The 12,726-nt window shown below is 56.2% G+C and carries 13 protein-coding genes; 12 read left to right on the top strand and 1 reads right to left on the bottom strand.

The features are described from left to right. The 8 genes from J2S62_RS08335 (at window position 1) to J2S62_RS08300 (ending at window position 6,590) form a co-directional block, all read left to right on the top strand. Complete coding sequence (locus J2S62_RS08335; protein WP_310173551.1) at window positions 1-492, top strand: CinA family protein; 492 nt, start codon at window positions 1-3, stop codon at window positions 490-492. Window positions 493-697: 205 nt separating this feature from the next. Next, entirely contained in the window at window positions 698-1,129 is a 432-nt protein-coding gene (locus tag J2S62_RS08330; RefSeq protein WP_310173548.1) for a helix-turn-helix domain-containing protein, read from the top strand. A 105-nt stretch (window positions 1,130-1,234) separates the two neighbouring features. Then, window positions 1,235-1,465 carry a DUF3046 domain-containing protein gene (locus J2S62_RS08325; protein WP_310173546.1) on the top strand — a complete coding sequence of 77 codons (231 nt, stop codon included), beginning with the start codon at window positions 1,235-1,237 and terminating at the stop codon, window positions 1,463-1,465. 202 nt (window positions 1,466-1,667) lie between these two features. After that, complete coding sequence (gene recA / locus J2S62_RS08320) at window positions 1,668-2,717, top strand: recombinase RecA (RefSeq protein WP_310173544.1); 1,050 nt, start codon at window positions 1,668-1,670, stop codon at window positions 2,715-2,717. Between the two features lie 6 nt (window positions 2,718-2,723). Further along, window positions 2,724-3,257 (top strand): regulatory protein RecX, encoded by a 534-nt coding sequence (locus tag J2S62_RS08315; RefSeq protein ID WP_310173542.1) that lies wholly within the window; start codon window positions 2,724-2,726, stop codon window positions 3,255-3,257. Next, window positions 3,254-4,771, top strand: coding sequence for a tRNA (N6-isopentenyl adenosine(37)-C2)-methylthiotransferase MiaB (miaB, locus tag J2S62_RS08310; protein ID WP_310173540.1), 1,518 nt, complete (start codon window positions 3,254-3,256; stop codon window positions 4,769-4,771). Before J2S62_RS08315 ends, miaB begins: the two co-directional genes overlap by 4 nt. After that, complete coding sequence (gene miaA / locus J2S62_RS08305) at window positions 4,761-5,675, top strand: tRNA (adenosine(37)-N6)-dimethylallyltransferase MiaA (protein ID WP_310173538.1); 915 nt, start codon at window positions 4,761-4,763, stop codon at window positions 5,673-5,675. Before miaB ends, miaA begins: the two co-directional genes overlap by 11 nt. 9 nt (window positions 5,676-5,684) lie before the next feature. After that, a complete protein-coding gene (locus J2S62_RS08300; protein ID WP_310173535.1) occupies window positions 5,685-6,590 on the top strand; it encodes a diaminopimelate epimerase in 906 nt (301 codons plus the stop codon). Here J2S62_RS08300 and J2S62_RS08295 read toward each other — a convergent pair. Next, a complete protein-coding gene (locus tag J2S62_RS08295) occupies window positions 6,587-7,204 on the bottom strand; it encodes a class I SAM-dependent methyltransferase (protein WP_310173532.1) in 618 nt (205 codons plus the stop codon). The two genes, J2S62_RS08300 and J2S62_RS08295, sit on opposite strands and share 4 nt — an antisense overlap. A 204-nt stretch (window positions 7,205-7,408) precedes the next feature. Here J2S62_RS08295 and hflX point away from each other — a divergent pair, with 204 nt between their 5' ends. The 4 genes from hflX to J2S62_RS08275 all read left to right on the top strand — a co-directional run bounded on the left by hflX (window position 7,409) and on the right by J2S62_RS08275 (window position 12,655). Beyond that, entirely contained in the window at window positions 7,409-8,941 is a 1,533-nt protein-coding gene (gene hflX, locus J2S62_RS08290; RefSeq protein WP_310173530.1) for a GTPase HflX, read from the top strand. Continuing rightward, window positions 8,931-10,973 carry an ATP-dependent DNA helicase gene (locus J2S62_RS08285; RefSeq protein WP_310173528.1) on the top strand — a complete coding sequence of 681 codons (2,043 nt, stop codon included), beginning with the start codon at window positions 8,931-8,933 and terminating at the stop codon, window positions 10,971-10,973. The genes hflX and J2S62_RS08285 overlap by 11 nt, the downstream gene beginning before the upstream one ends. 169 nt (window positions 10,974-11,142) lie before the next feature. Continuing rightward, window positions 11,143-11,481, top strand: a complete 339-nt coding sequence (locus J2S62_RS08280) for a LysM peptidoglycan-binding domain-containing protein (RefSeq protein WP_310173526.1) — start codon at window positions 11,143-11,145, stop codon at window positions 11,479-11,481. A 58-nt stretch (window positions 11,482-11,539) separates the two neighbouring features. Beyond that, complete coding sequence (locus tag J2S62_RS08275; protein ID WP_310173524.1) at window positions 11,540-12,655, top strand: histidinol-phosphate transaminase; 1,116 nt, start codon at window positions 11,540-11,542, stop codon at window positions 12,653-12,655. The last annotated feature ends 71 nt before the right edge of the window (window positions 12,656-12,726 follow it).

Genomic DNA, 12,726 nt, shown 5'->3' with positions numbered 1-12,726 from the left:
ATGCCTCCTGAAGACGCCCAAGACGTAGTGCAGCAACTGACCCAGCGGCAGCTGACCTTGGCAACGGCGGAGTCGCTCACCGCAGGCATGCTCAGTTCCGTTATCGCTGCAGTCCCAGGAGCGTCAGCTGTGCTCCAGGGAGGCATTGTTGCCTATAACAACTCCGTTAAACATCGTCTCTTGGGAGTCTCCGCCGACACGTTGGCTGCCAGGGGAGCAGTGGATTCGGATACTGCTAAACAAATGGCAACCGGTGTCCGTGACCGCTTGGACGCTGACATTGGGATTGCCACTACCGGTGTGGCCGGCCCCGACCCTTCCGAGGGTAAGGCCGTCGGGATTGTGTTTATCGCGTTATCCACAGTCGATGACACCGTCGCGAAACTTCTGCGATTTGACGGCACGCGCCAACACATTCGTGAAGCGACAGTAGCGGCTAGTCTCCAGCTCGTGGCAGAATGGCTTGAACGATCACCGAACTCGAAGAGCTAGCGTCGTTCCATTCACGGCACGACGCGACCATCACACCTTAAGTGGCATATATCACATCTCAACGTGTTTTGGGATATATTTCCAAGAATTTGATCCATGGGGGAACAAATTCGACAACACGTGTGTTGTGTATTCATGGAAGGTCTTAGAATTCCGCGCTTCGACAGCCGGGATTCGGTATTTATACAGGAGATGGTGGTTAAATATGATGAGAGAACCAGTAGTTGTAAATGGCGTAACCCGCTGGTTGAAAGCTGGCGAGAATCTCGGCCAGCAGAACGAAACCAAGGAGCCCACCATGCCCGTGCTGCGTGAAGAAATCGGCTACGTGCTGCGTGACGTGCGCCAGCGCCAGGGCCGTACTCTACGCGAGGTTTCACATGATGCACGTGTTTCACTGGGTTATCTCTCCGAAGTAGAACGTGGTCAGAAGGAAGCTTCTTCCGAATTGTTGAGTGCTATCACAGCCGCACTTGATATCCCCTTGTCGGTAATGCTTCGTGAAGTATCTGATCGTATTGCCGTTGAAGAAGCCGTGCAAATTCCAGACACGATTCCAGCGGAACTGGCTCACCGTTACGCCCAGCAACAGCAGCAGGGTCACTACAAGCGTGGTGACCGTCTAGCAAACCGCTAGTCACGCTGCCAAGATTCAAGCTTTGGATCAGGCCGCAAGCCTCTCAGATCGTCTGGTAGGGGCTTGCGGCCTTTGCCACGCGCAAGCGAACTATGAGGACGTCACATGAGACAATCGCAATTCTGGCTCCTGATGGAGGACGAATTCGGCTCTGCCAATGCCGGAGTTATCGCGACCTCACTTGAACTGCCCGGTTTAAAGGCCACCGCTCAGCAGGCATTGGCCAACGGGGTCGAACCGAGAGCAGTCTGGTCAGCCGTGTGCAACCTACATGACATCCCTGCAGAGCGACGTCTTGGAAAAGACAAAGCGCCTCGGGATACCGGTACCGTCTAGCGCGGCTTCGACGCGCGAAGTACACTTCGCGAAATGTCGCGCAGTTTGTAGAATTATTCACAAGTCGCCGCAATGGTGCTTTGCGTAGACGCAGATATCCACAACTGACCAACCGTGGCTTATCGTGTCCTCGCCAGCTCATACACTTGAGGCAGGCAGCAAGCTTTTCGGCTTGCGATTAACAATTCAAGGAGTACACCTTATGTCGTCAAATCCAAATCGCGATAAAGCACTCGATGCCGCGCTTGCCCAAATCGACAAGAGTTACGGCAAGGGATCCATTATGCGCCTTGGGGACGAGGTCCGTGTGCCGATAGAAATTATCCCCACCGGTTCAGTTGCCCTCGATATCGCACTCGGTCTTGGTGGGTTGCCGCGCGGGCGCGTCGTGGAAATCTATGGCCCAGAATCCTCGGGTAAGACCACGGTCGCGCTGCATGCTGTTGCAGAAGCACAGCGTAAGGGCGGTATTGCAGCATTTATTGACGCAGAGCACGCCTTAGACCCCGAATACGCGAAGAAACTTGGTGTGGACACTGATGCCCTCCTGGTCTCGCAGCCAGATACCGGTGAACAAGCCCTTGAAATCATGGATATGCTCATCGGGTCCGGAGCGCTGGATATCGTAGTGATTGACTCCGTAGCCGCCTTGGTGCCGCGAGCTGAAATTGAAGGCGAGATGGGTGACTCGCACGTCGGGCTTCAGGCTCGTCTGATGTCGCAAGCGCTGCGCAAAATCACCGGCCGCCTGGCACAATCCAAGACCACCGCCATCTTCATCAACCAGCTCCGTGAAAAAGTTGGGGTTTTCTTCGGTTCGCCAGAAACCACTACAGGCGGTAAAGCCCTGAAGTTTTACGCTTCGGTGCGCATCGATATCCGTCGTATCGAAACCCTGAAAGAAGCTGGCAACCCTGTTGGTAACCGGACCCGGGCGAAGATTGTGAAAAACAAAATGGCCCCGCCCTTCAAGCAGGCCGAATTCGACATCCTCTATGGTGAGGGAATCTCCCGCGAAGGTGGACTCCTGGATATGGGGGTCGAACACAACATCGTGCGGAAATCTGGTGCTTGGTACACCTATGACGGGGATCAGCTTGGCCAGGGTAAAGAGAATTCTCGCCGCTTCCTGAAAGACAACCCTGATCTTGCCAACGAGATCGAACAGCGCATCAAAGTCTCACTGGGAATCGGCGCTGAACAAGCTGAGGACGATGCAGAGGTAGAGCTCAAAGCAGTCGAGGACGCCTAAACCTGAATGTCGCAAGAGAAGACCCCTGAGGAACACCGACAAACCGCAAGGAATATTATTCTGCGGCAATTGTCGGCTGCTCCAAAATCGCGGCATCAGCTCACCCAAAAGCTCGTTGAGCGAGAGATTCCAGAAGACGTCATTGAAGAGGTCCTAGACCGGTTCGAAGAGGTTGAGCTCATCGACGATGCCTCCTTTGCCGAAATGTTGGTTCGTTCCCGACATCGCTCAAAGGGTCTGGCACGCCGAGCCTTGAGCATGGAACTCAAACAACGCGGGATCGCAGACCACCAGGCCGAGGCAGCTTTGGAACAAGTCACTGACGAGGACGAATGGACAACAGCCCACGAGCTTGTCAGTAAGAAACTGTCGCGTGCTTCGATTCCCTCGTCATCAGATCCAGCGGAACGGAAACAACGCGATAGAATGGTGCGACGCTTGGTGGGTATGCTGTCTCGAAAAGGGTACCCATCTGGCCTAGCATTTAGCGTCGTCACCGACGCAATGAATGCAGCCGACCTCGACCACCTCGACGAATGAAAAAGAGCATCGTGACTGAAGCCCTAGCCGACACTGCCACCCCGCGCTCATATGAAATCCGCACGTTCGGATGCCAAATGAACGTCCACGATTCCGAGCGCATCTCTGGGCTACTAGAAGCCAATGGGTACTTTCCGGTCCAAGAAGATCACACCCCCGACCTCGTGGTATTCAATACCTGCGCCGTGCGGGAGAATGCATCAAATCGACTCTACGGGCACCTTGGAAACCTCAAGGAAACCAAAGAATCCCACCCGCAAATGCAAATCGCGGTCGGCGGGTGTCTAGCGCAAAAAGACCAGAACACCATCGTCGAGCGCGCCCCGTGGGTAGATGTCGTCTTCGGCACGCATAACATCGGCTCGTTGCCGGTGCTGTTGAACCGGTCGAGACACAATAATACTGCTGAAGTCGAGCTCTTAGAAGCATTGGAGACCTTTCCTTCTACGCTACCCACCAAGCGCGAATCCAGCTATTCCGGTTGGGTCTCGATTTCGGTGGGATGTAACAACACATGTACCTTCTGTATCGTTCCGTCGCTGCGAGGCAAAGAAAAAGACCGTAGGCCCGGCGATATCCTCGCTGAAGTACAAGCACTCGTCGCCGATGGCGCCGTAGAAGTCACACTTCTGGGTCAAAACGTGAACACCTACGGCGTCGAATTTCGCGATCGCCAGGCGTTTTCTAAACTCCTCCGCGCGACCGGAGAAATTGAAGGCCTGGAGCGCGTTCGCTTCACCAGCCCACACCCTGCTTCATTCACCGACGACGTCATCGACGCTATGGCGGAGACACCAAACGTGATGCCGCAGCTGCACATGCCGTTACAATCCGGTTCAGACCGCATCCTCAAAGCCATGCGCAGATCGTATCGCTCGAAACGTTTCTTAGGGATTCTCGACAAAGTCCGGGAGCGCATCCCGCACGCTGCTGTGACAACTGACATCATCGTTGGTTTTCCTGGTGAAACCGAAGAAGACTTCCAGCAAACGCTTGAGGTCGTCGAAGCATCGCGTTTCTCCATGGCCTATACCTTCCAGTACTCTCCACGGGAAGGCACACCGGCCGCTGAGATGGAAGACCAGATTCCAAAAGAAGTGGTGCAAGAGCGCTTTGAACGCCTCGTTGCTCTACAAGATCGAATCGCAGCAGAAGAATCTGCCAAGCTCGTGGGCTCGTATCAAGAATTGTTAGTAACCAACGATACGGGCAATCGTAGTCAGCAGACCGGACGTATGACAGGCCGGGCACCCGATAACCGCCTGGTGCACTTCAGCATCCCGCATGGTGCCCCATCACCTCGTCCCGGCGACTTCGTAACCGTTCCCATTACGGGTGCACACCCTTATCACCTCATAGCGGATCCGACAGCCGACCAACAGTACTTACTTCGTCGATCATCAGCTGGCGATGCCTGGGATAGAGCGCAAGCTGAGTCCTGTGGTACCGGATCAGCGGCTCCTGCAGGTGGGGTAAACCTGGGTCTACCGAGTTTGCGCATCGGTGTCCAATAAGCGTCCGGTTATTGCGCTAGTCGGGGCAACAGCTACGGGCAAAACCGCCTTATCTGTTGCCCTAGCCAAAGCCCTACGAGGCGAGGTCATTAACGCTGATTCCATGCAGTTCTATCGCGGTATGGACATCGGGACTGCAAAAGCCACCGCTGCTGAACGTCAAGGTGTAGCGCATCATCTGCTTGATATCTACGACCTCAATGTCGAAGCCAGCGTAGCGACCTTTCAACACATGGCCCGGCAGAAGATTGCCGACATCAGATCCCGGGGCCACGCCCCAATTCTTACCGGCGGATCGGGTCTGTACGTACGCGCCGCCTTAGACACATTAGAATTTCCGCCCACCAATGCACAACTGCGCCAACAACTCACCGATCAGGTAGCAGAGGATGGGACCGCGGCACTTGTAGCGGAGCTTCGCCGCGTAGACCCTGAGTCCGCTGATCGCCTACATGACGCCCGTCGCATCATTCGGGCGGTAGAGGTCTACCGGCTGACCGGGCGGCCCTTCAGCTCATATATGCCACAGCGAGAGTATCAGCCGATGATTCCGCCAGTGCTGCAGGTCGGGCTGCGGATCGATCGAGCAGTCCTCCACGATCGGATTGCCCAACGTGTCCACCAAATGATCGAGCGTGGTTGGCTTGAAGAAGTCCAGCATCTCAAAGCTCAAGGCTTGGCACAGGCCCCGACGGCTTCACGCGCTATCGGCTACAAACAGATGTTGGCATACCTGGCAGGAGAACAGACCCTAGCCGAAGCCACCGAAGCCACCATTGTCGCGACTCGACGCTTCGCCAGGCGCCAAGAAACGTGGTTCAAAGCGGATCCGAGGGTGCATTGGATTGATGCCGAATCGCAACATGCCGTGGAGCAGATCACCGCGTTGCTTGCCTCAGATTAGGCTGGCAGTATGACCCCTCCACAACCGCCCGTGCCAAGATCTCTTCGTGAGACGCTAGCTGGCTCACGTTTCATAAAAGTAACCGGCCCGGCCGGCGATTGGATCGTGTTCAACGATGACACGGTGTCAGCGACTCTGACGCAAGATCAGATCATCGCCCTGTGCGACCGTCGCAATGGTGTCGGCGCCACAGGGGTAGTCGCAATGACTGCGATAGACAAAACAGTCGAACACCCCACGATGCGATATCACCTAGAAGCTTGGCGAGCCGACGGGGCCATGATGGACGATATGACCGAAGCGGCACGAGCAGCCACCAGCGTGATGGCTGCGCTTGAGATCATCGATGTTCAAGATACGAGCCACCACGTGTTCCGGACCAACGCGGAGTTTGTCACCACCGTCTACACCCCGGCATATATAGGGGTAGATATTGGCCAATGGTCCTATGCTTACGCTGACACCGCCACAGCCGTGGGTTCCGATGCGCTCGTGATGACGGCCGGGCTGACCGATCCGCGGCCAGGATTGAGCATACGCATCCATCACAACCACATCACCATAGCCATCGAATCATACGAAGAGCTCGAATCCATCGACCTCACCCAACAACCATCGATCGAACCCGCGGTGGAGGAACCCACCAGTGTGAGTTTTGTGACGCCACAAGACCCACTCATCGACAGCGGGATGGGGCAACTCATCATGCGCTACTCTGGCGAAGCCAACCATCATCACGACCTCGCAGCCGCGACGGCAGCTGCAGCGGTGTCGTTTCAACAGTGGTCGGGTCTGCAACAGCTAAATTTATGGAACGTCAAGACCCCGCTTGGTCAGATGGTGGTTCAACTTCACGACCACCACAGGCTCTCCACATTTACGAGAGTGCCAGCGGTATTTTTCGGTCGCTTCTAGTGCCGATCAATACGCAATACTCTGAAACCCTTCATACTGTCGGCGCGTGCTGTAACAAACTGGCCCGGAGCCTTTGCTTCTAACATGTCAGTGATCCACGGGAGCAGTGAATCAGCACCAAGTTTCTTGGCCACTACCAGCCACGCCTGACCGCCTGGGTTGAGGGTGGGTAGCCACCGCGACAGGAGCTCGTGCAGGGCCGCTTTACCAATACGAATGGGCGGGTTCGACCAGATCAGATCAAATCCCTTATCGGCGGCAATAGCCTCAGGGTGCTGCACGTCAATATTGTGCAAACCTAACCGCGCAGCGTTGGCTTGGGTCAGCTCTGCTGCGCGTTCATTCACCTCTACAGCAGTCACGCGCGCTTCAGGCGATAATAACCCAAGCGTCAGCGCGATCGGGCCCCAACCCGAGCCAAGGTCTAAGAACTCTCCGGTGGACGGTGGATGCGGCACGACATCGAATAACACCTTGGTCCCACGGTCAAGTCCGTCTGGAGAAAAGATACTCGCGGCAGTCTGCACTTGAACAGATCGGCCCGCTAGTTCCACATCGAGGGTCCGGTGACGGGCATCCCCGGAGGGGGTAGAAGAAAAATAATGCTCATTCATCGTTCTTGTAGTCTAGTACGCCCCATACCGATGCAGTCCTTGTGGCGGCGGAATATAACCACCCCATTCAATGTTGTATTGAGTAGATGATATTGGATCAAAAAACGCTGAATTTTAGCACTGGAAAGTTTATATCCATAGGCATACGCAGCGCGACTGTGAAATACTACAACGTAAGGAATACTGCTTCTGAACAAGGAGAAAATGGTCACCTCAAACGAACCCACTGATCGTCAGGTTGATGAGCAAGTCAAGACGCTGATCGATCGGATCCTGTCGGCCGATAACGCGAAACCATCGCACAGCAGCGCGATCGACGCCCCAACGGGCGCGCAAGCATTAGACGCCGGGGGATCAAACCATACTGTTTATGACGGTGACCAGCTCGATCTAGAACAGCGTCACGCGCTGCGTCGAGTACAAGGGCTATCCACCGAACTCGATGACGTCACTGAGGTCGAATACCGTCGGTTGCGGCTCGAACAGGTGGTATTGGCCGGGTTATGGACCGAAGGCACGATGACGGAAGCTGAGCACTCGCTTCAGGAATTAGCCGCACTGGCGCATACGGCCGGATCAACCGTGCTCGATGGCATTATTCAACGCCGGCATGCGCCCGATCCCGCGACCTTTTTGGGGCGCGGCAAAGCCCGTGAGCTCGCCGAGATCGTGCAAAACAACGGTGCGGACACCGTGATTCTCGACACCGAGTTGGCACCATCGCAACGCCGTGGCCTTGAAGATGTGGTTGGCGTCAAAGTTATTGACCGCACCGCGCTGATTCTTGATATTTTTGCTCAACATGCCCAATCGAAAGAGGGCAAAGCGCAAGTTGAGCTCGCGCAATTAGAGTATCTCCTGCCGCGACTACGCGGTTGGGGTGAGTCGATGTCGCGTCAGGCCGGTGGTCAAGCCGCCGGTGGTGCCGGGATCGGGTCACGCGGTCCCGGTGAAACCAAAATCGAGTTAGACCGGCGCCGCATTCGCGACCGGATGGCCAAACTCCGCCGCGACATCAAACACATGGAGAACGCTCGACAGACGAAACGCGCGCGTCGTCGTCGCAACCAAATCCCGTCGGTCGCGATCGCCGGTTACACCAACGCTGGCAAGTCTTCGTTACTAAACCGTCTGACGCAGGCGGGCGTGCTCGTAGAAAACGCGCTATTTGCCACGCTGGACCCAACGGTCCGAGCCGCTGAAACACCGGACGGCGTGGCCTATACGCTGTCGGATACCGTGGGTTTCGTCCGGCAACTTCCAACGCAGTTGGTCGAAGCCTTCCGTTCAACTTTGGAAGAAGTCGACGAGTCGGATTTGATCCTGCACGTGGTCGACGCCTCGCACCCAGAACCTGAAGCCCAAATTCAAGCCGTGCATCAGGTTTTTGGTGATACCGACATCGCCGGTATCCAGGAGCTGGTGGTCTTCAATAAAGCAGATGCTGCCGACTCGTTGGTATTGGCTCGACTACGCAGAAGGTACCCGACCGCTGTGATCGTTTCGGCTGCAACCGGTGAAGGGTTCGAAGAACTTGAACAAGCCATCGCGGAGCGGCTGCCCCGACCAAGCGTCCATCTGGATCTCTTGGTGCCATATACCGATGGAGAGATCGTCCACCAGTTACACTCGGATGACACCGAAATCCTGGCCGAAAGTTACGAGCCAGAAGGCACAGCGATGACCGTGCTGGTGTACCCCGAGGATAAGGACCACTACCTAAGTTATGTCCGGTAATCAACCGGTAGACACAGCGACAGCCAGCCAAGCGGAGACACAAGTCACCGAATGGTTGGCTGATGTTGTTGACGCCCTGGGCGGTCAGGACCGTCCTGGTCAACGACAAATGGCCACCGAAGTCACCAAGGCCTTGGAATCCGGCACCCACCTGCTCGTCCAGGCCGGCACAGGCACCGGGAAATCCTTGGCGTATTTGATTCCCGCAGTGGAGTATGCCTTGGGGAGCGAATCGCCGGTCATCATCGCCACCGCCACTCTGGCATTGCAAAACCAGATCATCAAACGTGATCTGCCGCGCCTGCTCGAAACGTTGGGTCCCTCACTGCCCCGCGCAGTTGATGTTGCCCTCCTCAAGGGACGCGCCAACTACGTGTGCAAGCATAAGCTTCATGGTGCCGCGACCCCGGCAGAAGATGACAGTCTGCTCGCGACCACCGATGTCACCGGTCAACCGCTATCCCAATTGGGTGAAGAAGTGGTGCGACTGCGCGAATGGGCCGAAGAAACCGACACCGGTGATCGTGACGACCTCAAACCCGGCGTCACGGATGATGCCTGGCGGCAGGTCTCCGTGACCGCTCGAGAATGTATTGGCGCCTCGAAATGCCCGTTTGCTGAAGAATGCTTTTCCGAACTTGCCCGTGAGGCAGCCGGTAAGGCGGACCTTGTCGTGACCAACCATGCCATGCTCGCCATCGCGGCCTTCGAGGATCTCAACCTCATGCCCGAAGCGGATGCGATCGTCATCGATGAGGCTCATGAACTCACCGACCGTGTGACGTCAGCTGTGACGTTGCACCTGTCAGGTCCGATGATTCGCACGGTGGCCAAACAAGCCAGACAAGAGGCAGCTGTTGTTGCATCGGATCTCACCGATGCGGCGGCAGCGCTTGAGGCGGCGTTTGTGACCGCACCGTCGGGGTGGTTTGCTCAAGGTCTCAACGAGCAACAGCTCAACGCCCTGGAAACAGTGCACAACGAAACCCGCCAGATGATTAGCGATCTGAAAGGTTCCGGTGGAACCGACACAGAAGACTCCCAACGTCAGTTAGTTAAAAATCGCCTGACGGAGATTCTGGAAACCACCGACCAAATTCTCACGGCCGGTTCACAGCCACAAGGAAGCACGGTCGTTTGGGCCACGAGGCCCTCGCATTTTGAACCCGGACAAGGTTGGATAGAAGCCGATCCGAACTCTGCGCCGTTGCTTTACACGGCGCCACTATCGATCGCGGGGAAATTCCGCGACAAACTCTTAGACGACACCACGACCATTCTGACTTCGGCCACGCTCACTGTCGGCGGGAAATTCGATGCGATCGCCGGTGATCTCGGCTTCACCCTCAACGGGGGAGCGAAATACCAAACGTTAGACGTGGGCAGTCCTTTCGAATACCCCAAACAGGGTATTTTGTACGTCGCCGATGATCTGCCCAAACCCGGGCCGCAACCCACAGCACAATCTCACGAGCGTCTCGAGCAGCTCCTGCATGCTTCCCGCGGCGGCGCACTGTGTCTGTTCTCCTCGCGCAGCGCGGCAAAATCAGCAGCAGACGAGATGCGCCTACGTTTTGGCGACCAGATGAACATTCTCGTCCAAGGCGAAGCCACCCTATCCGGGTTGATCGAAGAGTTTATTGACGATCCCACAGCTTGTCTCTTTGGCACCCTCACCTTGTGGCAAGGCGTTGATGTGCCAGGAAACGCCCTACGTCTTGTCACGATCGACCGTATCCCATTTCCGCGCCCCGACGATCCGCTCTCCTCAGCACGAGCTCGTCACATCAGCCAACGCGGTGGCAATGGCTTCATGGCAGTATCCGCTACACACGCCGCAGTGCGTATGGCCCAGGGAGCAGGCCGCCTCATTCGTTCCACTTCGGACCGAGGCGTCGTAGCAGTGCTGGACTCCCGACTAGCAACTGCAGGGTACGGCGGATTCCTACGGGCCTCCATGCCGGACTTCTGGTCGACGCGCTCGCTGGACCAGGTCTTGCAAAGCCTGACCAGACTATCCGCTGACCTCTAACCCACTCCTGGTAACCACCAGCAGTGGCGTGTTTCTGCGACTCAGCTCCATTGTGCAAGGTTATTTCATAGCTCCAACACCGTAACGCGACCACTTCTTATCCTGTCCTACCCGATTGCTTCAATACAGATACAGCAGTTTCCCGGTCAGACAGAAGAAGGTGGGTTCGATGCGACACTCGACCATTCACAACACCACACAGAAACTTCACCTCACGCCCAAAGGCAAGCTCGTGCTGACAGGCCTGGTCCTGATGCTCGTCGTAGCTTGTATGCTGTTAGCTTCGGCCCGGCCGGCCGTCCCTCCAGCCATGGCGGCGGAAGGTATCCAGCCCGACACCTATCAACAAATCCTGATTCAACCCGGCGACACACTATGGGATATATCATCTCGGATCGCGCAGGAATCGGATCACACTGCAGTCATGGAACACATTGTGGCCTATAACGATCTTGAGAGCTCAGAACTGCAGGTGGGACAGACCTTGTTTGTGCCGGTGGATAACTAGGCTCGCATTGTGGCGTCACCCGCAGAGCAAGGGGTCGGCTGCCCGCTATGCTATTGCCGTGACTAATCAGCAAGACGAAGCCAAAACCAGTGCTCTTGAGGCGTTGCCTCTCCGCGACGATCTACGCGGACAAAGCCCCTACGGTGCACCCCAACTTGAAGTAACGCACTTGCTCAATACCAATGAGAACACGCATTCGGTACCGCAGGTGGTTGTCGATGCCATTGGGGAGGCCGTCCATCACGCTGCGACGTCACTCAACCGCTATCCCGATCGCGAATTTACCGAGCTGCGCCGTCGACTAGCCCAATATCTCGGTCACGGACTGACCGAAGACAACGTCTGGGCTGCTAATGGCTCGAATGAAGTCCTACAACAAATATTGCAGGCATTTGGGGGACCAGGACGCACGGTGCTGAGCTTCCCGCCCACCTACTCGATGTACCCGCTGTTAGCTTCAGGCACCAACACCCAATATATTCATGGCGTTCGGCAAGAAGACTTTACGCTGACTCCCGAATCAGCCGCTCAGCAGGTCAAAGACAACCAGCCCAACATTGTGATCCTGTGTTCGCCCAACAACCCGACCGGCACGGCACTAGGACTCGATGTGGTCGAAGCCGTCTACGAGGCGGGAGAAGAATTCAATACCATGGTGGTGGTCGACGAAGCGTACGAAGAATTTGCGCTGGAAGGCACCCGTTCGGCACTGACATTGCTACCGGGACGCGAACGTCTTATTATCTCTCGCACCATGTCTAAAGCCTTCGCGCTTGCTGGTGCGCGGGTGGGGTACTTGGCCGCTTCTGCACAGGTGACCGATGCATTACGTCTAGTGCGGTTGCCTTACCATCTGTCGGCCATTACGCAGGCAGCAGCCAACGCTGCATTGCAACACGTGGACGTTCTGCTGGCAACCGTGGATCAGATTAAGGCCCAACGCGACCGAATCGTCGAAGAGTTGGGGCAGATGGGTCTCCAACCTGCGATCTCGGATTCAAACTTCGTCTTCTTCGGCTGGTTTGACGATGCCCATGCTGTTTGGCAGGGCTTATTAGACCGCGGGGTATTAATCCGGGACGTTGGCATCCCGCACCATCTTCGGGTCACCGCCGGAACAGAAGAAGAAACCACGGCGTTTTTGGTTGCGCTGCGGGAAGTAATCGGCGCATAACAACATTTCGTCCAGCATGGTGCGACTACAATAAAGAGCTGCACCGAACAACCGCCGAATAAGGAGTATCC

Source organism: Enteractinococcus fodinae (assembly GCF_031458395.1).
Lineage (GTDB): Bacteria > Actinomycetota > Actinomycetes > Actinomycetales > Micrococcaceae > Yaniella > Yaniella fodinae.
This window is presented reverse-complemented; position numbering and strand designations above follow the sequence as displayed.